This window comes from Nonomuraea glycinis (assembly GCF_035920485.1).
Classification (GTDB): domain Bacteria; phylum Actinomycetota; class Actinomycetes; order Streptosporangiales; family Streptosporangiaceae; genus Nonomuraea; species Nonomuraea glycinis.
In genome coordinates, this window is record NZ_CP109166.1 from 1,417,304 (window position 1) to 1,440,657 (window position 23,354).

The following is a 23,354-nucleotide window of genomic DNA, read 5'->3' on the forward strand; positions in this document are numbered from 1 at the left end:
AACCGTCCGAAAGGCAAATAACTGCAGTTGACTCCAAATTTGGAGTAGACTCCACATATGTCTGAAGGGCTGCGTGAGCGCAAGAAGCGGCAGACTCGGCAACGGATCTCCGGTGTGGCCATCGGCCTGTTCGTCGCGCGTGGCTTCGACAACGTCACGATCGCCGAGGTCGCCGAGGCTGCCGAGGTGTCCGTCAACACCGTCTACAACTACTTCCAGACAAAAGAGGACCTCGTCCTGCCGCCGGAAGAGGCCTCCCCGCAGCGGCTGGCCGACATCGTGCGAGAGCGCCGAGCCGGACAGTCGGCGGCCGATGCGGTCCTGGCGCGGCTGCGGCGCGAGGTGCGCGGGCGTGAGCGCGGGCTCGGGCTGAGCGAGGGGTTCGGCCGCGTGCTGGAGATGATGCGGGCCGCGCCCACACTGACCGCCCGGCTGGAGCGGCTCGCCCACCAGATGACCGCCGAGCTGGCCGACCTGCTGGTCCAAGAGACCGGTGCCGCGCCCGGCGACCCGCTGCCGCGGGCCGTCGCCTGGCAGCTCGGGAGCCTGCACAGCATGGTCATGTCGGAGATCGGCAGGCGGACCACAGCCGGCGAGCGGCCGGACGTCATCGCCGATGACGTGCTGGAGCTGATCGACGCCGCCGAGGAGCTCATGGGGAAGCGCCTGCTCGGCTATGCCGTACGAGAGGAATGAGCAGTTGTTCAGGGTAACGATCAGAGGGAAGTTCACCGGGCTCGACGACGCCGGGCGGGCCGCCGTCCTTGCCGCGGGCGACACCGCCTACACCGAGGCCGGGACGTTCACCCACGATCAGAGCGTGACGGCTTTCACCTTCCGCTGCCAGGTGCCGGCCGGTCCGGACGACGGCCAGGACGAGGCGGCGCTCGGCGCGATGGCCGCGCTGGAGGCGCACGGCCATCCGCATGAGATCTTGCAGCTCGCGGTGACCGACATGCGCCACATCAAGATCCGCCGGACGTGACCGACCAGGGCTCGTCCGGCGGCTGAAGGCCGGGAGCGATGCTTGCCGCGCAGCGAATCAACCGAACGGCTGATTTTGCCGTCAGCCGCATCCATGCCTGATCGTGGCCGCTCAGTCGATTCGCCTGCTGACCAGGTGAAAGATGCTTGAGGCATGGCAGTCATCGAAGTCACCGACCTCACCAAGAGGTACGCGGATCTGACGGTTCTGGACGGAGTGTCGTTCTCGGTGGAGGACGGCGAGATCTTCGGCATCCTGGGCCCCAACGGCACCGGCAAGACCACGACCGTGGAGTGCGTGGAAGGGCTGCGGCGGCCGGACGCCGGGTCGATCCGGGTGCTCGGGCTCGACCCGGTCAAGGACGGCCGGGCGCTGCGCGAGCAGATCGGGGTGCAGCTCCAGCACACCCAACTACCGGAGAACCTCAAGGTCTGGGAAGCGCTCGACCTGTACGCCTCCTTCTACGCCAAGCCTCGTGACTGGCGTGAACTGCTGGAGCAGTGGGGGCTGGCCGACAAGCGAAATGCCCGCTTCGGCAAGCTGTCGGGCGGTCAGAAGCAGCGGCTGTTCATCGCGCTGGCGCTGGTCGGCAATCCCCGGGTGGCGTTCCTCGACGAGCTGACCACCGGACTCGACCCGCAGGCCCGCCGTACGACCTGGGAGCTGATCAAGCAGGTCCGGGCCGGCGGCGTGACCGTGGTGCTGGTGAGCCACTTCATGGACGAGGTGGAGGAGCTGTGCGACCGGGTCGCCGTCTTCGACCGGGGCTCCGTCGTCGCGATCGACACCCCGGCCGGGCTCATCGAGGGGATCGACGCCGAGCACCAGATGCGGTTCACGGTGATGACGGAGAACGGCGCCGACCCGGCCGGCCTGTTCGACGACGTGCCCGGCGTCTCCGGCGTGAGCAGGACGGGCAACCGGGTGGTGGTCACCGGCCGGGGAGATTTCGCCACCGCCGTGACCGCCCGGCTCGCCCGCCACCACGTGCTGGTCAGCGACCTGCGCATCGACAAGCGGACGCTCGACGACGCCTTCCTCGCACTCACCGGCCGCTCGTTCACCTCTGACAACTGATGGAGAACCCCTCATGACCGCGCTCGCCAAACTCACCTCCGTCGAACTGAAGCTGCTGGTCAGGGAGCCGGGGGCGATGTTCGCCCTCCTCATCCCGCTGTTCATCCTGGTGGTCTTCGGCAGCTCGATCGAGCCGGGAGACACCGTGCTCGTGCCGATGTCGCTGGCCATCGCCGTCGGGCTGGTGGGGCTCTACCTGATGCCCACCACCCTGGCGACCTACCGCGAAAGGGGCATCCTGCGCAGGCTTTCCACCACCCCGGTGCGTCCCGGCAGCATGCTGGTGGTGCAGTTGATCCTGCAGCTCGTCCTCGTGGTGGCCGCCTGCGGGCTGCTCCTGACGGTCGCCGGCACCGTGCTGGGCGCCCGGCTGCCCGACGCGGCGCTGCCGGCCGTGGTGACCTTCCTGCTCGGCACGGCGGCGCTGTTCGCGATCGGGCTGCTCATCGCGGCCCTGGCCCCCAACGGGCGGGCCGCCAACGGGATCGGCGTCCTGCTGTACTTCCCGATGGCCTTCCTCGCCGGGCTGATGCAGCCCGTGGACCAGATGCCCGCTATCTTGGCGTCCATCGGCCGATACACCCCTTTAGGGGCATTCAGGCAGGCACTGCAGGACGTCTGGGCGGGTGGCTCCCCCAGCCTCCTCCTGTGGGGGGTCCTGGCCGCGTACGCGGTGATCATCAGTGTCGCCGCCGCCAGACTTTTCCGATGGGAGTAAAGGTGACCGGGCGTCTGGACCTCTGGGAGAGGCGGCTCGCGCGTCAGATGGCCGCCGCGCCGTACATCCTGCTGGTCTTCTCCGCCGGGCTCGTCTGGGTCACCGGGGAGCAGGCGTGGAGTCACCGCTTCACCACGCTCGGCCTGACGCTGCTGGCCGCGGCCTGGATCTGGGTGATGTCGCGGGGCGACAGGAAAGGTCTCTACGTCGCCGGGCTGGTGATTCTCATCGCGGTGCTCAGCTCGCGGGGGATGTGGTTCGCGAGCTTCTTCGGCTTCACCGGGTTCCTCCATTCGTCGCAGTATCTACGGGGGAAGGCCCGGCTCGCCGGGGTGACCGCCACGGCGGCGATCAGCGTCATGGCCTATAACGGCGGGCCGCCCGAGCTCACCCCGTACGGGATCCTCGCCTTTCTGTTCTTCACGAGCGCCATCGTGCTGGCGGTCAGCCTGTTCAGTTTCGTCGGCGAGATCACGACCGAGCGCAGCGCCGAGCGGAGCCGGATGGTGATCCAGCTTGAGGAGGCGATGCGGGAGAACGAGGGCCTGCACGCCCAGTTGCTGGTCCAGGCGCGGGAGGCGGGCGTGCTCGACGAACGCCAGCGCATGGCGGCCGAGATCCACGACACCATCGCCCAGGGGCTGACCGGCATCATCACCCAGCTCCAGGCGGCGGAGCAGGCCGAGGACTGGCGGCGCAACGTGGGCAACGCCGTCCGGCTGGCCCGCGAGAGCCTCGCCGAGGCCCGGCGCTCCGTGCACGCGGTCGGCCCCGGCCAGCTGGAGGCCGCGCCCCTGCCCGAGGCGCTGGAGGTTGTCGTCGCCCAATGGTCGGAGCTCAACGCGACGCGTGCTGAGTTCACCACAACTGGTACGGTCCGTCCCATGCATCCGGAGGTCGAGGAGACGTTGCTCCGCACCGCCCAGGAAGCCCTGGCCAACGCCGCCAAGCACGCCGGCGCCGGCCGGGTCGGGCTGACCCTGTCGTACATGGAGGACATGGTCACCCTGGACGTGCGTGACGACGGCGCCGGATTCGATCCCGAACGCGTCACCGACGGCGGCGGCTTCGGCCTGACGTCGATGCGCAACCGCGTGAGCCGCCTGGCGGGCACCCTGGAGATCGAGTCGGAGCCCGGAGGCGGCACCGCGATCTCCGCGAGCGTGCCCGCGATCGCGCGGGAGACCGTACATGGCTGAGACGCCCATCCGGCTGCTGATAGCCGACGATCACCCCATCGTGCGCGACGGCATCCGCGGCATGTTCGCCGGCGACCCGGACTTCGAGGTGCTCGGCGAGGCCGCGGACGGAGCGCAGGCCGTCGAACTCGCGCGGGCGCTGAACCCCGACGTGATCCTCATGGACCTGCGCATGCCCGTCATGGACGGCGTCACCGCCATCAAAGAGCTCGTCAAGCTGGGCCTCCCCGCCCGCGTCCTGGTCCTCACCACGTACGACACCGACAAGGACGTCCTGCCCGCCATCGAGGCAGGCGCCACCGGCTACCTCCTGAAGGACACCGGACGCGAAGATCTCGTACGCTCGGTCCGCACGGCGGCGCGGGGCGAGGCCGTGCTCTCCCCGTCGGTCGCCACCCGCCTCCTCGGCCAGGTACGCGCGCCCGCCGATGCACTGAGCGCACGCGAACTGGAGGTGCTCCGCCTCATCGCGCAGGGCTCCACCAACCGCGAAGCCGCCCGCACCCTGTTCATCAGCGAGGCCACGGTCAAGAGCCACGTGCTGCACATCTACGCGAAACTCGGCGTGAACGACCGAGCGGCGGCCGTCGCCGTGGCCTTCCGCCGCGGCCTGCTCACTCCGGAAGACGACTGACCCGAGAAAAGGGTCACAATCCGGCGCCACCGGTCGCGTCGATCACCCTGCCCGTCACCCAGCGAGCGTCGTCGGAGGCAAGGAATGCCACGATGTCGGCGATGTCCTCGGGCTGCCCGACCCGGCCCAGCGCGTGTAGCGACGCGGCGTGCGCCTCGGCGTCCGCGTTGCCGCGCAGCCATCCTGCGTTGGCGTCGGTATCCACGATTCCAGGGGCCACCGAGTTCGCCGTGATGCCCCGCGGGCCCAGTTGCTTGGCCAGGTTGAGAGTGAAGGTGTCCAGAGCGCCCTTGGTGGAGCCGTAGGCGATGATCTCCGGCATGGCCAGCCGGGCTGCGCCGCTGGAGATGTTGATGATCCGCCCGCCGTCGCGCAGTCGGCTGAGTCCCTGCTGCACGATGAAGAACGGTGCCCGGACGTTGACCGCGAAGACCTCGTCGAACTCTTCCTCGGTGAGTGAGGCCAGCTCTGAACTGCGGCCGACGCCGGCGTTGTTGACGATGATGTCGACGCCTGCCCGGAGCGAATGCCGTTGGATGTGGGCGTCGAAGGCGTCCCACAGTGCGGCCGCGTCGCCGTGTCTGCCCAACTCGGCCCGGATCGCGAACGCCCGGCCGCCGTCCTTGCCGATTTTTTCGACGATATCGTCGGCCGCAGCCTGATCGCGGGCGAAGGCGACGGCCACGACGGCGCCGTCCCGGCCGAGCCGCTCGGCGATGGCTCGCCCGATCCCCCTGCTGCCGCCGGTGACCAGCGCCACCTTGTCGTCCAGCATGCGTCCGCCCATGAATGTCCTGCCTCTCATTTTTTGAGTGCTTGCTCAACAAATACGGTAACACGCCTTGTTGAGTGGACGCTCTAGAATGTGAGGCATGGGTCAAGCAGGCACAGCACGGGGCCGTCCGCGAACGTTCGACCGTGACACGGCACTCGCCGCGGCCACGCGGCTGTTCTGGGAGCGCGGCTACGAAGCCACCTCGCTCAACGAGCTCACCGAGGCGATGGGCATCCGGCCAGGCAGCCTGTACGCCGCCTTCGGCGACAAGAAGGCGCTGTTCAAGGAGGCCGTGCACGCCTACGCTCGCTCGCCCGTCGGCGCGTTCATCGGCGTCGCCCTCCGCGAGGAGCCAAGAGCGCACCACGCTTTCGCTCGCATCCTGCGCGAGGCCGCGACGATCTACCCCGACCCCTCACACCCCGCCGGCTGCCTGACCATCAGTGCCGCCACCAACGTGACCGTCCAGGACGCCGAGATAGCAGCATTCCTCCGCGATCTGCGCAACGCCAACCTCGTGGTCTTCCAAGACCGCCTGCGCGCCGCTCAGCAGGACGGCGAACTACCCCCGAACGCCGATCCCCACGCCCTGGCCGGATACTTCGCCGCCGTCATCCAGGGAATGTCGCAACGCGCCCGGGACGGCGCTGACGCGGCCGAACTCGCCCAGATCGCCGACCTCGCCCTGGCCGCATGGCCGAGACACGAGCCAGGTCGGGGTTGAAGGCAGCTGTAACGTACGGCGCGCCGGGCTTCTTGGCACCTGGAAGGAAGCGACCAGGATGAGTACGGCACAGCGCAGAGTCAACGACAGAGCGACAGCGTCTCAACCCGCGGTGTGTTCCGGTATGTTCGTCACCTGCCACTCAGAAGATCGCGGAGGCCCTCCACCAGGTAACGGTCATGACCGATAAGACGCTGGTCCTGCCTGCGGAGGGTTGTGCGATGGGACTGAGGATCAAGATCTTGGGTCCGTGGGAGCTGACGGCAGGCGGCGACGTGCTGCCGCTGACCGGCAGCCGACGGATCGGCCTGCTGACCCGGCTGGCATTGAGCGCCGGCCGAGTGGTCGCCACTGACCAGCTCCTCGCCGATGTGTGGGGAGAGAGCGGGGCGGCGACGGCGCCGAAGCAGCTCCACATCGTGGTGTCGAAGCTTCGCGAGTTCCTCGCGCCCCGGGCGCTCGACGAGGTCATCGTGACCGCCCCAGGTGGATACTGCCTGGACGTGCCACCTGATCACGTCGATGCTCACCTGTTCATGCGGCTGGTGCGCGAAGCGCGTGCCTGCCGGGCCAGGAGAGAGATCGTTACGGCTGACAGGTTATTTCGGCAGGCTCTGGCGTTGTGGCGGGGAGAGGCGCTGGCGGGCATGTCGGCGGAGTGGGCCCAGATCGAGGCCACCCGCCTGGCGGAGGAACGTTTCACCGCGCTGGAAGATCACGTCGAGCTGCGGATGGCGGCGGGCCATCACCACACGGTGATCGCGGATCTGACCGTCCACATCGAGGCGCACCCGCTGCGGGAGAGGCCGCATGCGCAGCTGATGCTGGCGCTGTATCGCGCTGGACGGTCATCGGAAGCGCTCGGGGTCTACCAGGACGCTCGCGGCGTCATGATCCAGGAGCTCGGCATCGAGCCGGGTGCCGAGCTGCGCCGGCTCCAGCGGGCGATCCTCGCTCGCGATCCCGTCCTGGACCTGACCGCTCCGGCGCAGGATGCCACGCTCGGCGACGCCGTCGCCCCGGCCGAGTTGCCCGCCGATACCCGCGCCTTCACCGCCCGCGATGTCGAGCTGGCCTGGCTCGACAAGGCGCTCACCGGCCCGAGGGCCGGCACGTCGGCGATCGTCGCCATCGGCGGTCCCGGCGGGATCGGCAAATCCGCGCTGGCCGTCCACCTGGCGCACGCCGTCGCCGACCGCTATGGCGACGGCGTTCTCTACATCGACCTGCACGGCGCCACCGACGGGCTCCGGCCTCTGTCGCCGCTCGAGGCGCTCGGCCGGCTTCTGCGCTCGCTCGGGCTGGACGGCTCCGCCGTACCGACCACAGTCGACGAGGCCGCGGCCCGCTACCGATCCCTCACCTCGGCGCGGAACGTGCTGATCATCCTCGACAACGCCCTCGACACCCGCCAGGTCCGCCCGCTCATTCCCGCCGGGCCGGGGTGCGCGGTCGTCATCACCAGCCGGCAGGTTCTCACCTCGCTCGACGGGGCGAGCCAGCTGAACCTGCCCGGGCTCGATCCATCCGACTCCACCGCGCTGCTGGCCCGGATCTCCGGTCCCGGCCGGGTCCACGCCGAGCCGGAGGCCGCCGGGCGGATCGTCCGGCTCTGCGGGGGCCTGCCCCTTGCCCTTCGCATCGCGGCGGCACGTCTGGCCGCCCGCCCCGACTGGACGCTGTCCTACCTCGCCGACAGGCTCGCCGACGCCACCCGCCGCCTGGACACGCTGGAGTACGCCGACCTGGCCGTCCGCGCCGGCATCGCCGTCAGCCTCTATCACCTCAAGGAGGAGCCCTCCGGCCAGGACGCCGCCCACCTGTTCGCCCTGCTCGGCCTCCTCGACACGCCCACCCACACCCCGGCAGCCACCGCCGCTCTCGCCGACCGGCCCGAGCGCATGGTGGAGGCCACGCTGGACCGCCTCCTGGATGCCCGGCTGCTCGAACCGGCGGGGCCGGGCCGCTACCGGATGCACGACCTCGTCCGCCTCTACGCCCACGAACAAGCCGGCGACATCGTCCAGGAGAGCGATCGGGTGGCCGCCACCCGCCGCGCGTTGCACCATTACCTCGCCACAGCCAGGACGGCCAGCCTTCTGCTCGATCCCATCTCCCCCATCGTCAGAAATCTCCGCGCCGACCAGCCGGGCCTTCGCCTGGACACACCGCAGGAGGCGATCGACTGGATCGAGCTGGAGCGCGACAATCTCATCGCCGTCGCCCGGCAGGCCACCACCCGCACCGACGATCCCGGCACCGTGGAAGGCCTCGCCGCCAGTCTCAACAGACCCTTCAGCCACAGAGGCTGGCTCACCGACCTGGCCGAGATCCATCACCAGGCCCTGCAGGTGGCCGTCCACGCCGGCGACTGGGCGGGTCAAGCCCGCGGGCACAACCAGCTGGGCAGCATCCACAAGAACCAAGGTCGCTTGGAGCCCGCGGTCGAGCAGTTCGAGCGTGCCCTCGTGTGCTGGGATCGCGCAGGTCTGCCCCAACGTAAGGCGGGCACCCTCCACAACCTCGGCACGACCTACGGCAAGCTGGGGCGCTTCGACGACGCGCTCGCCACCCAGGACGAGGCGACGGCGACAGCGACAGCCGGCGGCCTGCGCGCCTACCAAGCGATGATCCTCAACGGCCGGGCCGCGGTGCTGATCAGAATGGGCCGGCTGGACGACGCGATCGACGCGAGCCGGCAGAGCCTGGAGATCTGGGCGGAGTTCGACAATCCCCTCGGCGAGGCAACGGCGACCGACACGCTGGCCGATGCCTACCGACGCGCCGGCAGGCTCGATGAGGCCGAGGCCGAATACCGGAGGTCGGCCTTCCTCCACCACAAGGCCGGTGCCCGCGCGCTGGAGGCCGTTACCCTGTGGGGGCTCGGCGACGCCTTGCACGATCTTGGCCGGCAGGACGAGGCACGGCAGTGCTGGCACCGGTCTGCTCGGATTCTGCGTGACGTCCATCTCCTCACCGAGGAGGAGCTGGAGGTCCTGCTCGCCCAGGACCTCCCTCTACCTCCCGACCCCGTCAAGCACTTGAGCGCGGGAGCGCGTTGATCAGACCCTCCGGGAATCCGGGAGATGCAGGTCAGGAGTTCGGGCCGAGATGGCTGCGGCGTTCTTCCGCGGTCAGCTCGCGGGTACGGCGCGATCTGGCCAGTTCGAGCACCGTTTCGGCCGGGCCGCACACCTCGCAGGCGCGGGCCCGGACGAGGCTGCCGCCCAGACCGGTCACCAGCGAGCGACCGAGGAAGATCTGCGGGCTCAACCCCCTGACGATCCGCTTACCGTCGGGACTGAACACCGCGAGACCGCCGGTCGCGCCCCAGCCGGTCAACTCCAGCGGTTCGCCGCCGCCTGCCGCCCGCCAGAGCCGCAGGTGGCCCGCGGGTTCGTTGGTGACCAGCCAGGTGCCGTCAGGGCTGAAACCCACTCTGCGGACGGTGCTCTCCGCGCCGTACAGCACGTTCGCGGGCTCGCCCCGGCCGCCGATGTCCCAGAGCCGGATGGCGCCGTCCGCGGCCGCGGCGGCCAGTCGCTGCCCGTCCGGGCTGAAGGCGAGGCCCGTGATGTCCTCCACATGGCCGCGAAGAATCTTCGGCTCGCTCTGGCCGGTCAGGTCCCAGACGACGACGGTGTGGTCGTCACGGGCGTCGGCCAGCTTCATGCCGTCCGCGCTGAGTGCCACGTCGCCGTCGGCGCGGCCGGTGGGCCGGCTCTGCCAGCCGGTGAGCGCTGTCAGCCCGCCGGACGGGGAGATCTGCCACACCTGCGGTTCGGTGTCGAAGGCGCCCGCCACGATCCGCTTCCCGTCGGCGCTGAACACCAGGGCGCCCGGGAGGCCGCGGAAGGGCGCGGGCGTGGTGACCGGCGCGCCGGCGGTGGTGAGGTCCCACAGGCTCAGGGTCCCGGCCCGGCCGACGCCCGCCATCCGCCGGCCGGCCGGGCTCAGCGCGACGAGGTAGCCGGCATCACGCGGGCCGTGTACCTCGGCCGGGGTATTGCCGCGCCATATTTTGACGCGGACGTCCCGCGGGCTGAGGAGTGAATCCTGCCCCGTGCTGACCGCCACCGTGCTCGTGTCGGCGCTGAGCGCCAGGGGCCTGCCCTCGCTCGGTGCCGGGTCGCCCGCTGTGACGTCCCACGTCCGCAGGGAGCCGTCCGCATCGACGCTGACCAATGACCTTCCGTCCGGGGTGAACGCCGCCCCGCGCGGATTCCCCTTCGGGCTGCGCAACACCAGCGGGTCGGCGTCGCCGCCCGTCGTCCAGACGCGGATCACGCCGTCGGCGCCGTAGGTCGCCATACGATCCCCGGCCGCGGTGAACACCAGGCCGTTCAGCTTCGGGGCGTGGGCGGCCAACTCGACCTGCGGGATCCAGTCGCCGGACGGCGTCTCCGTCGCGTCCCAGACACGGGGAACGTCGCCTTCGACGGTCGCGACCCATGGCCCACGCGGGCTGACGGCCACCTGCTCCGGCTCGCCGCGCGCGGCCGCGCGCCGCAGAACGGGCCGGTCCCGGGTCATGTCCCACAGTCGCAGCGGCGATCCGTTGCCCCCGGTGGCGAGCAGCCGGCCGCTGGGGCTGAACGCGACGCTCCTGACCGCGCGGCCGGGGACACTGAGCTTGACGGGCTCGGCGCGTCCCGGCTTCCAGATGCGCACGCCGTCGTCGTGCGCGCTCGCCACCCTGCCGTCCCGGCTGACGCTGACGCCGTGGACGCTACCGTCGACGGTCCCCAGCACCACGGGCGGACCGCTTGACGCCAGGTCCCACAGCACCACTTCTCCTCCGGCGGCTCCGGTGACGAGCCGGCGGCCGTCCCCGCTGAACGCAGCGCTCTGGATGCCGTCCGTACGATCCGCCTGGAGCACATGGCCGGCCCGGCGCGGTGCCGTACCGTCCAGGCTCCAGATCTCCAGGCCCGCCGGGCCCGACCCGGCGCCCCAGATCGCGATCTTCCGGCCGTCCGGGGTGGCCGTCGTTCCGGTGACCCTGCGCAGGCCCACCGGGGTGGAGCCGCGCAGCCGGGCGTCCGCGGTGGCCTGGCGGAGCACGAGGTCGGCCTCCTGGGTGGGCTCCACCTCGTACGCCTCGATCGCCAGCAGCAACGCCAGTTCCGGGTCTTGGTGGAGCTGGCGGCGCACTTCGGCGGCCAGCCGTACCGAGGTGGCACGGTCACGCTCGACGGCCCTGTTGCCCACCTGGACCAGGACGAGCGTGGCCAGCACGATGACCGCGACGGCGGCGACCGGCAGCCCGCCGAAGGCGAGACGGGTCCGGCGGCGGGCCCGGTCGCGCACGGCCGCGCTCGCGCGGCAGGCCGCCAGGAAGGTCCGCTCCAGCTCGTTCAGCGGTACGAAGCTCGCCTCGCCGTCCCAGAGGGCGAGGCGGGTGCCGCGGTACAGGTAGTCCTCGCCGCGCCCGTTGCGATCCCATTCGGCCGCGTCGGACGTGAGCCGCTGGTGCCGCAGAAGGGCCTCACGGTCGGCGGTGAGCCATTCCCGCAGCCGGGGCCAGCCGGTGAGAAGCGCTTCATGCGCGATGTCGACCAGGTCCTGGTCCACGACGATGAGCCTGGCGGCGGCGAGCCGGTCGAGGACCGCGTCCAGCTCGCCGCCGGGTCCGATGCCGGCCAGCTCGTCCCAGTCGAGACCGCGGCGGGTGTCGGAGCTGCCCGAGCCCAGGGCGACGAGCCGCAGCAGCACGGCGCGGAGCAACTGCCGCTGGTCGACCTCCAGATCGGCGTACAGGTGCTCAGCGGTTCGCGCGATCGCGCCGGACACGCCACCCACGGCCCGGTAGTCCGCCAGCGCCAGCGTGTCTCCCTGCTGCCTGCTCCACGTTTCGCGCAGCGCGTGCGCGACCATCGGAAGCGCCCCCGTCTGCTCGGCGGCCTCGGCCACCACGGTGACCACCAGATCAGGGTCCACGCTCAGCCCCGCCCGGGCGGCGGGTTCGGTGATGATGGCGCGCAGCTCCTGCTCGGACATCGGTCCGACCGGCAGGTGAACGCTGTCGAGGAGCACTGCGGCCAGACCGGGATGCGACATGCAGCGCTCGTAGAAGTCGGTGCGGATCCCGATCACCAGCGCCGGGCCGTCCTGACCGCTGACGAGCTCGCTCAGCGCGTCGAGGAAGCCGACGCGTTCCCGCTCGTCGGCGCAGAGCGTGAACGTCTCCTCGAACTGGTCGACGATCATCACGTCGGAGCCGTCAGCGTCGGTGGCGTGCAGCCGGGACAGCGGGTGCGCACCCGGAGTGAGCAGCTTGACAGTGGTTCCGGCAGCGGTCAGCCGCGCGGCCAGCCCGGCCCGCAGCAACGAGGATTTGCCGCTGCCGGTGGCCCCGCGGACCACCGTCAGCGGTCCCTGCTTCGCGGCCTTCAGCAGGACCTCGAGAAGGTCGTCCCGGCCGAAGAACAGGTCGGCGGCGTCGACGTCCAGCGGAAGCAGGCCGGGGTAAGGGCAACGGCGCTGCGACCGTTCGAGTTCGGCCGCGACCAGATGCCACTTCCGCTCCCATTCGGCGGGGTCGCCACCGCAGGCGACGGCGTACGCCAGTGTCGCCTCAAGCGTGGGCAGCCGCGTCCCGGTGGCCGCCTCGGCGAGGGTGCTCCGCGAGAAATGCGCGCGCTGCGCGAGTAAGCGGTAGCTCGGTCGCCCGGCCTCGTCCCTGAGCCGGCGCAATTCCCAGGCGAGCCTTTCGACGGGACCGGCCAGCGGATCCACCGGCTGCTCGGGCCGCCCCAATGCTCACCCACCTCGTGTTGTCCGGAGTCCTTGCCGCGTTGTCCTGAACCCACGGAGGGCTATTTCGGACATCCCTGGGCCGCCTTAGACCTTAGATCTCCGGCACCACAAGAAGGGGCAAATCATGAGATTTCACGTACTGCGACCCTGGGAGATCCACACGGGCGATGGAGCCGTCGGCGCCGGCCTGGCGCTCGCGCCGGCCGACCAGGACGGAGACCTGGACGCTCCCGCCCCGACAGGGTGACGTGGTCCGGGACACAAGCAGGCCTGCCCCGCTCTCATCGCCGTCCGGCCGGTATCCCGCCCCGCATGGGGTCCAACCGTGGGTACGGTATGCCGCCGGTATAGCGGGCCTATGGCCACGGCACGAACGCCTTGACAGCCGAACCGACGGCTGGCGAAATAAGCGTTTTCATCTAGGAAGGAACCCCGTGCGTCTCGCCCGCCCTCTTGCCGCCGCCATGCTCGTGGTCGCTGCCTTATCCATGCCGCAACCTGCGCAGGCGGCCGTGTTCAAACATCCCGGAGTCCTGGTCAGCCGGGCTCAGCTCGACTTCGTCAGGGCCAACCTCGGCAACGAGCCGTGGAAGTCCGCCTGGAACGCCTTGCAACTCCATCGCTTCGCCCAGCTGTCCTATACGGCCCACCCCCGCGCCGAGGTGAACTGCGGCCCGTCGTCGAAGCCCGACAACGGCTGCTCCGCCGAACGCGAGGACGCCATGGCGGCCTACACGCACGCCCTGCGGTGGTACCTCACCAAGGACTCCCGCTACGCCCAGAAGGCAATCCAGATCATGGACGCCTGGTCAGCCGTGATCACCAAACACACCGGGGACAACGCGCCGCTGCAGACCGGCTGGGCGGGCGCCAACTTCTCCCGCGCCGCCGAGCTCATCAAGCACACCTACACCGGGTGGACCCAGGCCGGCCGGTTCGCCGGCAAGCTGCGCACCGTGTACCTCCCGACCTTGATCGCCGGAAGGCCTGACAACAACGGCAACTGGGAACTGATCATGACGGATGCCGCGATCGGCATCGCCGTGCACCTGGACGACCGTGCCTCCTTCGATCGGGCGATCACGACCTGGCGCGGCAGGTTGCCCGCCTACGTCTACCTCAAGACGGACGGTTCGTACCCCAAGGCGCCGCCGAACAGCAAGCACGACACCAAAGCCGAGATCATCGACTACTGGAAGGGCCAGACCACGTTCGTGGACGGGCTGACCCAGGAGACCTGCCGTGACCTCTGGCACACCGGATGGGGCCTCGCGGCCATCTCCCACGTCGCGGAGACGGCCCGCCACCAGGGCATGGACCTGTACGCCACGGCCAAGCACCGGCTGCGATCCGCGATGGACTTCCACGCGCGCCTGGAGCTGGGCGGGACGGTGCCGTCCTGGCTGTGCGGCGGAAAGGTCACCAAGGGCCTTGGGGACCACTTCGAGGTCGGCTACAACGCGCTGCACCATCGTCTCGGATACGACATTCCCGACGCCGCGCGATGGGTCGAACAGAACCGCCCCGCCGGGGTGTCCCACTTCCTGGGCTGGGAGACCCTCACCCACGCGCAGAACCCGCACGGCGCCGGGATAAGTGCATCGGCCACCCCGGACTTCAATGCCGACGGCGTGGGCGACCTCTTCTCCGCCGCCACCGGAACGCTGACCGTCTGGAACGGCAAGGGCGGCAACCAGTTCGGCCCGGCCACCGCGATCGACGGTTGGACGGCCTTCACCCGGCCGATCGCCGGCGACTTCAACGGCGACGGGATCAGCGACCTGGCAGCGATCAAGAAGGACAGCCACAAGCTGCACATCTGGAACGGCCAAGGCTCGAACAACTTCGCCAGTGCGATCGAGCTCGGGCCCGGCTGGAACCCGTACGAGGACACACTGATGTCCCTGGGCGACGTCAACGAGGACGGCAAGACCGACATAGGCGCCGTGCACAGCGAAACCGGAAAGCTGACCATCTGGAACGGCAAGGGCGGCAACCAGTTCGGCCCGGGCAACACGATCGGCGGTGGCTGGAAGGTCTTCAGCCGTCCGATCGCGGGAGACTTCAACGGCGACGGGATCAGCGACCTGGCAGCGGTCAAAAAGGACAGCCACAAGCTGCACATCTGGAACGGCAAGGGTACGAACGACTTCACGAGCGCGATCGAACTCGGGCCCGGCTGGAACCCGTACGAGGACACACTGATGTCCCTGGGCGACGTCAACCAGGACGGCAAGACCGACATAGGCGCCGTGCACAGCGAAACCGGAACACTGACCGTCTGGAACGGCAAGGGCGGCAACCAGTTCGGCCCGGCCACCGCGATCAGTTCCGGCTGGACACCGTACTTCTGACTACTCGGCCGTGGTACAGGCTCAGCATACCGAGGATATACCGGTCGTCACTAAAGTCCCTCTCGTCCTTAGGGTCCTCTGATTCAGGGCTCCTTATCGTGCTCGCATATAAAGGCGGCAGCTTCTATCCAGGTTGAATCCAGCAGCGCCGCGAAGTGCGTCCTCTTCCCCGGTACCCCCAAAAGGACTGCGACAGCGCGGGCGGCGCCACCGCCGGAAACGTGAAGATCAGCTGCTGATTCGCCGAATCAGCTCCTATCCGTCGTCAGCCCGCGGGGGGCTCCATGTGGACCTTCTTGACCATCCTGTTCGCGCTTATATGCCTGTTCATGGCTGTGTTCCCCCGCGGCTACTGGCTGATGCAGGCCTCCGGTTACAAGAATCCCGAGGCCCACGAACCCAGCGACGGCACCGTGGCATTCACCCGCGTCCTCGGGATCGTCACACTGGTGGTGCTGGTCTTCATCTTCATTCCCGCGGCCATCGAACACGACCAGAAACCCGCAGAGACGACGACCTACCAGCAAACCCGCGAAGAGCCCGAGCCGACCCCCGAGCAGACGTGCGAGAAGGACACCTTCCTCTGCCTCGAAGATTGACCCTTCAACGGGCGGTCGGCTTGGCGCCGACTCGGCCGTGCCTCAGCATGACCGCGACCGTGACGGCCATGCCTGCCACGGTCGCGGCGCTGACCACAGCGCTCAGCTGAAACCCTGTAGTGAACGCTTCACGGGCTGCGCTGAGCAGCATGTCCCCGGGCAGGTCGGGAAGAACGTGACTGGCCGTCACAGCGCCACCCAGGCTCTCCCTCGCGGCGGACACGGCCTCTGAGGGGAGGCCCGCCACGACAGCGCGGCTCATTTCGCTCTGGTACACCGCGGTGATGGCGCTGCCAAGGACTGCGATGCCAAGTGCACCGCCGAGTTGAGGTGCGGTCGAGGAGATCGCCGAGGCGGCGCCGGCCTGCTCGGGGGGTGCGGTACCGACGACCATGTCGGTGGCCAGCGCCATCATCGGACCGAGCCCAGCGGACACGATGATGGCCCCGGTGACCAGGAGAGCCAGGGCACTTGTCCCGGCAGTCAGGCCCGCCTGGGCGGCGACCACGACGAAGCCGACGGCAGCCAGGGCCAGTCCGGCCGCGATGACCGGTCCCGGGGCTATCCAGCGCACGATTCTGGAGGCCAGCATCGATCCGACGATTACCCCGATAGCTGAAGGCGCCGTCCACAGACCGGCCTCCAGCGGCGAGAGCCCGCGCACCAACTGCAGATATTGCGCGAAGGCGTAGTTGAAACCCCACAATACGAAGATGCCGAGCGCCAGCGTGGCCACGGCGGTGCTGAACGCCCGGTTCGCAAACAATCGCAGGTCGATCAGCGGGTGGCGCAACGCGCGCTGCCTGCGCAGGAAGACGACGGCGAGCAGCAGCCCGACTGTGACGGAGAGCACGGGCAACCAGCCGGGACCGTCGGCGGCGATCTGTTTGAGACCGTAGACCGCCGGCAACACCGCGGCCAGCGACAGTGCGGCGCTGATCGGATCCAACCGCCCTGCCCCCGCGTCGCGTCGCTCGGGCAGCAGGATCGGCCCCAGCGCCAGGAGCAGCGCCATCACCGGCACGCCGAGCAGGAACACCGACCCCCACCAGAAGCGCTCCAGCAACCACCCGCCCACGAGAGGGCCGATCGCGGTGCCTCCGGACACGCTGGCAATGACGATCCCGACGGCGACGGTGCGTTGCCGCGGATCCCGGAACATGGCGACGGTCAGGGAGAGCACGGACGGCATCAACGTAGCGCCAGAGATTCCGAGTAGCGCGCGGACCGCGATGAGCGCGCCCGCGCTGGGAGCGTACGCCGCGAACACGGATGCGACGCCGTACGCGGCCGCGCCGATCAGCAGGAGGCGTCGGCGGCCGATCCGATCGCCTAGCGTACCCATGGTGATCAGCGATCCGGCGAGCAGAAAGGCATAAACATCCACGATCCACAGCAGCTCAGCGCTGTTGGCTGCCAGTGCTCTGCCGATGGCGGGCAGCGCCAGGTGAGTCACGGTCAACTCGAGGGAGGCGAGGAGAGCGGGAATGGACAGAACGGCAAGCCCGATCCATTCCCGTCGCCCTGCGTGGCCGGTGGTGGGCGAGGCGATGTCCGCAGGAAACCTTGTCACCCGTCAAGGATGGAACCTCGACTATAGGCGAGGTCAAGCTCTAGGCTGAGGGGCGTGACGAAACCCCCTTTTGACGCCAAGGAGCTCACTGTCGGGCAGCTCGCTACCCGTGCCGGCGTCGCGGTGACCGCCTTGCACTTCTACGAAGAGAAGGGCCTGATCCGCAGCCGCAGGACTGCGGGAAACCAACGACGCTACTCCCGCGACACACTGCGCAGGGTGGCCTTCATCCGGGTGGCGCAGCGAGTCGGCATTCCGCTGCGCATGGTAGGCGAGGCGCTGGCAGGCCTTCCGGAGGAGCGCACACCGAACAGGGAAGACTGGACCCGCCTATCCGCCTCGTGGCGAGCCGAACTCGACACCCGCATCGAGCAGCTCACCCGCCTGCGCGACGAGCTGTCCGACTGCGTCGGCTGCGGATGCCTTTCCATCGATCGATGCGTGCTGCGCAACCCCGACGATCGTCTCGGAGACGAGGGCACCGGCCCGCGTCGCCTCTTGAGCCGTCGACTGGCAGATGAAAGCCGCTTCCCGTCTCTCTGACCGCGCAGTCGTCAAATCTTCCGGGCCGGATGCAGACTGGAGTTGCCCCGGTTCGATAGACACATCAGGGCTTGCGACTATGCGGCAGCATAGTCGAGGTCTTGGGCGTTGTTGAGAGCGTGTCAGCGTTCGTATTCAGCGGGGCTGAGCTGGCCGTTGGCGGAGTGACGGCGGCGCGGGTTATCGCGAGCACGCCGGTTCCACGCACCTTGGTGTCGTGAGTCAGCGTGAACGGGCTGACACCGCAGGCGGCGGCGATCTCTGGGGCCATGTCGAAGGCCGCCAGTGTCCACTCATCGAGCTGTTCGACGCTTGCCGTCCGCAAGTCTCCATCGACCGACAGCCCCAGTTCCTGCAACCGTACCTGTTCATGGGGCAGCGGGTTACCGAGGGTGAGCGATTTGTCATCCGGTTCGCCGGTTGCCGCGTACCGGCGAATGGCGCAGCCGTTCTCGGCCACCAGCCATGCCGAACCGTCCCCCTGCGCGCCGTAGTAATAGGCCTGCGCCCCTCCATAGCGGGCACTGAGCGCCCGGCACAACCTGAGCACATCCTCACGACGCGCGCCGTCGAAAGGGTCGCACCATGCGCCGATGACCAGGGTCCAGCCGTCCACCTCGGGAGTGACAAAAACCCGCGACAGGTGATCACGGCTGCCGGGCTCGCCATGTCCGTCTTCGTCGATCACCTCTTGTGCCTCGGCAAAGGTAATCGGCCTGGGCAACGACAACCCCAGGATCTCCATGACGCCGACCTGGTCACCGGTCGGAACCGCGAGCCAGTGGTTCCAGCACGTCGATATCGGCTCAGGCCAATCTTCCGCCGCTGCCTGCACATGCTCACTATGTCAGAAGGTCCGGTTCCATGATCTGGAACCGAGCATTCTGATCTTGCTGGTGGAGACGAGGGGATTCGAACCCCTGACCCTTCGATGCGAAGCCATCTACCTATGCTCTCCATCACGGCGGACAAGGATGCCGTCTGGGAGCCGGCGCCCTGCTCTTGTAGCCCGCTCAAGTGGCCCGCTCAGCCCTCGTCCCAATACAAGTAGGGGGCGACCGATACTCCTTCGACGATTGAGCGTTCGTCCTCCTCGTCAGCTTCAGGATCCAGATCACGAGCCCATAGAGATCCCATCGACCACACCGAGAAGCCCGCGTGGAAGGTGAAGCCGATATCAGAAGGTGTGCTCGTGTAGCCCTTCGCGGCCAGATCAGAAACCACCTCATCCAAGAACCGGTAGGTCAGCTGAACGCCGTCGAAAACCACCTCCTCACCACCGGAGCCGGAGTAGCCGATCTCCACCAGCTCAACTCTGTCGTCCGAGGCGTAGTGGACGATCAGCATGGGAGCAGTGTCGTAGACGTTCTTACTGCTCCGGTCATGTACCGGCCCACCGATCCGGCTCTCAACCTCGGCTCGCTGATCTCCGACCCTAACCAGGGGCACACCTGCGCCGGGAAGTATCTCCATGCGCCCATAGTCTGCCGACTCCTGGTGATCTCATCGCACGCACACCATCTGGTTACAAGGGCAGGGCAGCTGCCTCGTCAACGCGCGACAGTCCTGCTCAAGTGGTGATCGGGTAAGACGGCGTTGCTGTACAGCCGTGCCCTTAACCTCATCCCGAAGTTGCTCCCATTCTTCTTTGGGCAGTCCGCGAACGTCGGCCTCGGCGAGCAGTGTGCGGGCGCGTCGTCGCCAGTCGGCGGCGGCCTCGGCCCCGGTGGTGGGCTGTTTGACGCGTGCACGGTGGCGCCGCTCTTGCGGTTGATGCTGATGATTCCTTCTCGGCGCAGCAGGTCGTACGCCTTGTTGACGGTGTGGAAGTTGATCGCGAGGTCGACCGCCAGCTGTCTGGTCGAAGGCAGCGCGGCGCCTGCCGCGAGGTGCCCGTCCGCGATGGCTTCCACCATGCGGTCGCGGATCTGCTGGTAGATCGGCGTCTCGCTGTCGAGGTCAAGTAGCAGCTGCACGCTAGAGATTATATCTGCTATATATCTAATAGAACAGCCGCTCGGCCACGGCGCTTCGCGGGAGAGGCTTGCCCCGACCAGCGGCGAGGCAGCCCCGGGCCTCGCGCCGTCAACCAAGGAGACATGACCATGAGCCCCACCTACCCGACCGCCTCAACGACGAGGCACCACAGCAATCGGCGCACCGTGGGTGTCGCCATAACCGCGGCGGCGATACTGGCCAGTTCGGGAATTGCCGTCGCCGCTCCCGCTGCCGCCACCCCCCACCCAGCCCCACCGACCACCGCCGCGTCCGCGCCGGCCGACGGCTCCATGCGTGACGTCGCACAGCAGATGCTGGCCATCGGCAACCCTGGTTACCTGGCACGGATCAACGATGGTCGGCGCGTTTCCACCACCGTCGTCGGAGTCGCCGACATGGCCACGGGCCGCGCGCTGCGCGCGGACGACCAGTTCGAGATCGGCAGCAACACCAAGACCTTCACCGCGACGCTGATCCTGCAACTGGTCGACAAGAAGGCGGTCACACTCGACTCACCGGTCTCGGCGTACCTGCCCGGCGTCGTCCCCAACGGCGACAACATCACCGTGCGCATGCTGCTCAACCACACGAGCGGCCTGTTCAGCTACACCGGCGACCCCAAGGTGTTGTCCATCATGCAGAACGACCCGCAGCACAACTGGACCGAGCGAGAGCTGCTCACCGCTGCCTTCGCCCACCCACCGACATTCGCCCCCGGCAAGGGTTGGTCGTACTCGAACACGAATTACACCCTGCTCGGAATGATCGCGCAGAAGCTGACCCGCTCGAGTCTCGCTGACCTCATTCGCCAGCGCATCGTCCGCCCGCTCGGCCTCAAGCACACGTACTACGCCAACCCGCGGGCCACCAACACCGGCCCAGGATACGCTCACGGATACGCCATCGCCTTTGCCGACGGCACCCCGAAGTACACCGATCACACCGGTGCGAACATCGGCGGCTGGGCCGGCGCTGCCGGGGCGGTCATCTCCACCGCCAGCGACTTGTCACGCTTCTACTCCGCCCTTCTCAAAGCCGAACTGTTCTCCCGTACGCAGCTCCGACAGATGAAGACCACCGTCGCCTTACCGCGCGAATTTCCCATCAAGGGCCGCTACGGTCTCGGACTGATCAAGTTCGATACGCCCTGCGGGACGGCATGGGGCCACGGCGGCGACACCCAGGGCCACCACAGCACGACCGCGGTCTCCGGCGACGGTCGCCGCACCGCCATCAGCGACAGCACCGGCAAGGCCAGCGACCTCGCACCCAACGACGGGATCACACGCTGGACCAACGCAGAGTTCGCCGCCCAGAAGGTGGCCGTCTGCCACATGTTCGGCACGCCGGTGCCGGGCTCCCTCATCCGAGAGCTACACGGCACCGCACCGTAGAGGGCCCACGATGGCATCGATGCCTGGCCGACATGTCGGCGACACCAGCCACGAGCTCGGCGCCGCCCCGCGGGGTGTGTCGTCGCTCTCAAGCTCCACCACGAAGGCCAGGGGGTAGCCCAGAAGGCAGCGGGTGACCGCTGGCAGGACAACGACCTCGTCTTCGCGTCCAAGGTCGGCACGGAACTCGACGCGCACAACGTCCGCCGCTCCTTCCCGGCCATCCTCAGAAGGGCCGGCCTCGACCCGAAGGACTGGACACCCCGTGAGATGCGGCAAAGCTTCGTCTCACTGCTCTCCGACTTCGGCATGTCCATCGAGGCCATCTCACGCCTGGTCGTCCACCGCAACATCAGCGTGACGGAGACCGTCTACCGGAAACAACTCCGCCCCGTCATCCTGGATGGCGCTGAGGCGATGGACCGGATATTTCCAAACAGCTGATCTTCACGAGAAGTCCTGGCGGGGGCGAGTCGTCGGCTCTCACCCCGCCTCGACTGCGCCAACCTCATTGATCTTCGGGGGTCGACACCTACAGCACAATGAGGCCAATGAGCTCACCCCGCACAAGCATCCGAGGGCACCAGGACTTCCGGCGGCTCTGGACGGGCTCGGCCATAAGCCAACTGGGGTCAGCCGTAGGGATGGTGGCTCTACCCGTAATCGCCGTCACCGTTGTCAATGCCTCAACCTTCCAGGTCGCCCTCCTTACGGCGCTGACCGCGATCACCACTGCGCTCCTGGCCTTTCCCCTTGGAAGCCATGTCGAGTTCAGGCGTAAGCGCCCAACAATGATCATCACCGAAATCGTCAGGTGTGCCTCCCTGGCGAGCGTCCCGATCGCCGCGTTCCTCGGTGCTTTGACCTTCGCACACCTGTGCGTGATTGCCGTGATCAACGCTGCTTCTCAGATCGCGTTCAATGCAGCGGGACAAGCCCATCTGAAAGCACTCGTCTCCGCAGACCGTTTGATCGACGCCAACAGTCGCTTGGAATCCACGCGCTGGCTCAGCATCTCCGTCGGCCCGTCCATCGGCGGCGCACTCATCGGCTTCCTTACCGCAGTGGGCTCGTTGGTCCTCGATGCCTTGTCTTTCTTATTCAGCGCGCTGGCGATCAAAGCTCTGCGCACCCCCGAACCAGCCCCGCCGGTGCGCGACAGACACACTCCGTGGCGGGCAGAGCTGTTCGCAGGATGGCGGTTCGCCTGGAGGCATCCGACTATCCGGATGATCCTGATCAGCTGGGTAACCTTCGCCGGCGCCAGCTCGATGGCAGCATCGGTGTCCGCCGTCTTCTACCTCCGCGACCTGCGCTTCGAAGCTTGGCAGTACGGATTGCTGATGGGAGTACCCTCCCTAGGCGGCTTCTTCGGCGCAAGGCTCGCGCCGAAACTGGTGGCCCGGCTGGGAGCCGTGCGCGCTCTGTGGTGGACCAGCGTGCTGCGTGGCCCTTGGTACTTCCTGATCCCCGCAGCCATGCCCGGCACCCTCGGCCTACTGATGTGCGGCTTCGGGTTCGCCATGGTCCTCCTGTTCGCCGGAGCGGCGAACTCCACCATGGCGAGCTATCGCCAGTTGCAAACCCCCGACAACCTCATCTCCCGGGTGGCCACCTTGTGGTCATTCGCCACGACGGTCACCCAGCCACTGTTCATCCTCCTTGGTGGCCTGGTGGCAACTTGGCTCGATACACGAACGTCCCTCTTCGCCGCTGCGGGCGTGATGAGCGCCGCCGCGATGATCCTGCCGCGCAAGCAGACCGACAGAACTGTCCCCACACAACCGATGCCAGCCCGCCACCGCCACGGCGGCCGCACTGTCAGTCCAGACAGTCACCACTCTGAGACGCAGTCACTCAATCAGTCACCCAGCAACGCGAAAGGCCGTTCCCGATCACTCGGAAACGGCCTTTGACCTGGTGGGGTGTTCACGAGTAGTCGTGAGCTGGGGGAGCATGAGCCTGTTGATGATCGCTTCCCAGTGACGATGTGATCGTTTCCCGCGTGGTGTCGGTGTACCG

Annotated in this window: 21 protein-coding genes; 15 read left to right on the forward strand and 6 right to left on the reverse strand. The window is 68.2% G+C overall.

Annotated features, from left to right (window positions below; genetic code table 11):
• Window positions 1-57 precede the first annotated feature (57 nt).
• The 6 genes from OHA68_RS06515 to OHA68_RS06540 all read left to right on the forward strand — a co-directional run bounded on the left by OHA68_RS06515 (window position 58) and on the right by OHA68_RS06540 (window position 4,613).
• A complete protein-coding gene (locus OHA68_RS06515) occupies window positions 58-696 on the forward strand; it encodes a TetR/AcrR family transcriptional regulator (protein ID WP_327106768.1) in 639 nt (212 codons plus the stop codon).
• A 4-nt stretch (window positions 697-700) separates the two neighbouring features.
• Window positions 701-985: a DUF6204 family protein gene (locus OHA68_RS06520; protein WP_327106769.1), complete on the forward strand. Its 285-nt coding sequence runs from the start codon at window positions 701-703 to the stop codon at window positions 983-985.
• 153 nt (window positions 986-1,138) lie between these two features.
• Window positions 1,139-2,062, forward strand: a complete 924-nt coding sequence (locus tag OHA68_RS06525) for an ABC transporter ATP-binding protein (protein ID WP_327106770.1) — start codon at window positions 1,139-1,141, stop codon at window positions 2,060-2,062.
• A gap of 13 nt (window positions 2,063-2,075) precedes the next feature.
• A complete protein-coding gene (locus tag OHA68_RS06530; RefSeq protein ID WP_327106771.1) occupies window positions 2,076-2,780 on the forward strand; it encodes an ABC transporter permease in 705 nt (234 codons plus the stop codon).
• 2 nt (window positions 2,781-2,782) lie between these two features.
• Window positions 2,783-3,979 (forward strand): sensor histidine kinase, encoded by a 1,197-nt coding sequence (locus tag OHA68_RS06535; RefSeq protein WP_327106772.1) that lies wholly within the window; start codon window positions 2,783-2,785, stop codon window positions 3,977-3,979.
• A complete protein-coding gene (locus tag OHA68_RS06540; protein WP_327106773.1) occupies window positions 3,972-4,613 on the forward strand; it encodes a response regulator transcription factor in 642 nt (213 codons plus the stop codon). The genes OHA68_RS06535 and OHA68_RS06540 overlap by 8 nt, the downstream gene beginning before the upstream one ends.
• A gap of 13 nt (window positions 4,614-4,626) precedes the next feature.
• Here the strand turns inward: OHA68_RS06540 and OHA68_RS06545 are convergent, their stop codons facing one another.
• Window positions 4,627-5,400: an SDR family oxidoreductase gene (locus OHA68_RS06545; protein ID WP_327106774.1), complete on the reverse strand. Its 774-nt coding sequence runs from the start codon at window positions 5,398-5,400 to the stop codon at window positions 4,627-4,629.
• An 85-nt stretch (window positions 5,401-5,485) separates the two neighbouring features.
• On the opposite strand from OHA68_RS06545, the gene OHA68_RS06550 reads away from it, so the two are divergent.
• Entirely contained in the window at window positions 5,486-6,112 is a 627-nt protein-coding gene (locus OHA68_RS06550; protein ID WP_327106775.1) for a TetR/AcrR family transcriptional regulator, read from the forward strand.
• Window positions 6,113-6,333: 221 nt separating this feature from the next.
• On the forward strand, window positions 6,334-9,174 hold the full coding sequence (locus OHA68_RS06555; protein ID WP_327106776.1) for an AfsR/SARP family transcriptional regulator: 2,841 nt from the start codon (window positions 6,334-6,336) through the stop codon (window positions 9,172-9,174).
• A 31-nt stretch (window positions 9,175-9,205) separates the two neighbouring features.
• On the opposite strand, the gene OHA68_RS06560 is transcribed toward OHA68_RS06555, so the two are convergent.
• On the reverse strand, window positions 9,206-12,871 hold the full coding sequence (locus OHA68_RS06560; protein ID WP_327106777.1) for an nSTAND1 domain-containing NTPase: 3,666 nt from the start codon (window positions 12,869-12,871) through the stop codon (window positions 9,206-9,208).
• Window positions 12,872-12,995: 124 nt separating this feature from the next.
• Between OHA68_RS06560 and OHA68_RS06565 the strand changes: the two genes are divergently transcribed.
• From OHA68_RS06565 to OHA68_RS06575, 3 genes are all read left to right on the forward strand, one after another.
• The gene (locus OHA68_RS06565; protein WP_327106778.1) at window positions 12,996-13,118 is read left to right on the forward strand and encodes a hypothetical protein; all 123 of its coding nucleotides are present in this window, start codon (window positions 12,996-12,998) and stop codon (window positions 13,116-13,118) included.
• A 265-nt stretch (window positions 13,119-13,383) separates the two neighbouring features.
• Window positions 13,384-15,225, forward strand: coding sequence for an FG-GAP-like repeat-containing protein (locus OHA68_RS06570; RefSeq protein WP_327106779.1), 1,842 nt, complete (start codon window positions 13,384-13,386; stop codon window positions 15,223-15,225).
• 296 nt (window positions 15,226-15,521) lie between these two features.
• Window positions 15,522-15,824 carry a DUF6199 family natural product biosynthesis protein gene (locus OHA68_RS06575; RefSeq protein WP_327106780.1) on the forward strand — a complete coding sequence of 101 codons (303 nt, stop codon included), beginning with the start codon at window positions 15,522-15,524 and terminating at the stop codon, window positions 15,822-15,824.
• A gap of 4 nt (window positions 15,825-15,828) precedes the next feature.
• On the opposite strand, the gene OHA68_RS06580 is transcribed toward OHA68_RS06575, so the two are convergent.
• Window positions 15,829-17,376 (reverse strand): MFS transporter, encoded by a 1,548-nt coding sequence (locus OHA68_RS06580; protein WP_407674486.1) that lies wholly within the window; start codon window positions 17,374-17,376, stop codon window positions 15,829-15,831.
• 75 nt (window positions 17,377-17,451) lie between these two features.
• On the opposite strand from OHA68_RS06580, the gene soxR reads away from it, so the two are divergent.
• A complete protein-coding gene (gene soxR / locus OHA68_RS06585; protein WP_327106782.1) occupies window positions 17,452-17,940 on the forward strand; it encodes a redox-sensitive transcriptional activator SoxR in 489 nt (162 codons plus the stop codon).
• 64 nt (window positions 17,941-18,004) lie between these two features.
• Here soxR and OHA68_RS06590 read toward each other — a convergent pair whose 3' ends face one another.
• The 3 genes from OHA68_RS06590 to OHA68_RS06600 all read right to left on the reverse strand — a co-directional run bounded on the left by OHA68_RS06590 (window position 18,005) and on the right by OHA68_RS06600 (window position 19,916).
• Entirely contained in the window at window positions 18,005-18,775 is a 771-nt protein-coding gene (locus tag OHA68_RS06590) for a hypothetical protein (RefSeq protein ID WP_327106783.1), read from the reverse strand.
• A gap of 191 nt (window positions 18,776-18,966) precedes the next feature.
• A complete protein-coding gene (locus tag OHA68_RS06595) occupies window positions 18,967-19,413 on the reverse strand; it encodes a hypothetical protein (RefSeq protein WP_327106784.1) in 447 nt (148 codons plus the stop codon).
• A 77-nt stretch (window positions 19,414-19,490) separates the two neighbouring features.
• Complete coding sequence (locus tag OHA68_RS06600; protein ID WP_327106785.1) at window positions 19,491-19,916, reverse strand: GntR family transcriptional regulator; 426 nt, start codon at window positions 19,914-19,916, stop codon at window positions 19,491-19,493.
• 129 nt (window positions 19,917-20,045) lie between these two features.
• On the opposite strand from OHA68_RS06600, the gene OHA68_RS06605 reads away from it, so the two are divergent.
• From OHA68_RS06605 to OHA68_RS06615, 3 genes are all read left to right on the forward strand, one after another.
• Window positions 20,046-21,332 carry a serine hydrolase domain-containing protein gene (locus OHA68_RS06605; protein ID WP_327106786.1) on the forward strand — a complete coding sequence of 429 codons (1,287 nt, stop codon included), beginning with the start codon at window positions 20,046-20,048 and terminating at the stop codon, window positions 21,330-21,332.
• Window positions 21,333-21,347: 15 nt separating this feature from the next.
• A complete protein-coding gene (locus tag OHA68_RS06610; protein WP_327109472.1) occupies window positions 21,348-21,776 on the forward strand; it encodes a tyrosine-type recombinase/integrase in 429 nt (142 codons plus the stop codon).
• A gap of 107 nt (window positions 21,777-21,883) precedes the next feature.
• Window positions 21,884-23,248 carry an MFS transporter gene (locus tag OHA68_RS06615; RefSeq protein WP_327106787.1) on the forward strand — a complete coding sequence of 455 codons (1,365 nt, stop codon included), beginning with the start codon at window positions 21,884-21,886 and terminating at the stop codon, window positions 23,246-23,248.
• Window positions 23,249-23,354 lie beyond the last annotated feature (106 nt).

Excerpts from the sequence above, each read along its gene's own strand:
- OHA68_RS06515 (WP_327106768.1), top strand. The coding sequence starts at position 58 with ATGTCTGAAGGGCTGCGTGAGCGCAAGAAGCGGCAGACTCGGCAACGG.
- OHA68_RS06525 (WP_327106770.1), top strand. The coding sequence starts at position 1,139 with ATGGCAGTCATCGAAGTCACCGACCTCACCAAGAGGTACGCGGATCTG.
- OHA68_RS06530 (WP_327106771.1), top strand. The coding sequence starts at position 2,076 with ATGACCGCGCTCGCCAAACTCACCTCCGTCGAACTGAAGCTGCTGGTC.
- OHA68_RS06540 (WP_327106773.1), top strand. The coding sequence starts at position 3,972 with ATGGCTGAGACGCCCATCCGGCTGCTGATAGCCGACGATCACCCCATC.
- OHA68_RS06545 (WP_327106774.1), bottom strand. The coding sequence starts at position 5,400 with ATGGGCGGACGCATGCTGGACGACAAGGTGGCGCTGGTCACCGGCGGC.
- OHA68_RS06550 (WP_327106775.1), top strand. The coding sequence starts at position 5,486 with ATGGGTCAAGCAGGCACAGCACGGGGCCGTCCGCGAACGTTCGACCGT.
- OHA68_RS06555 (WP_327106776.1), top strand. The coding sequence starts at position 6,334 with ATGGGACTGAGGATCAAGATCTTGGGTCCGTGGGAGCTGACGGCAGGC.
- OHA68_RS06565 (WP_327106778.1), top strand. The coding sequence starts at position 12,996 with ATGAGATTTCACGTACTGCGACCCTGGGAGATCCACACGGGCGATGGA.
- OHA68_RS06595 (WP_327106784.1), bottom strand. The coding sequence starts at position 19,413 with ATGGAGATACTTCCCGGCGCAGGTGTGCCCCTGGTTAGGGTCGGAGAT.
- OHA68_RS06605 (WP_327106786.1), top strand. The coding sequence starts at position 20,046 with ATGAGCCCCACCTACCCGACCGCCTCAACGACGAGGCACCACAGCAAT.
- OHA68_RS06615 (WP_327106787.1), top strand. The coding sequence starts at position 21,884 with ATGAGCTCACCCCGCACAAGCATCCGAGGGCACCAGGACTTCCGGCGG.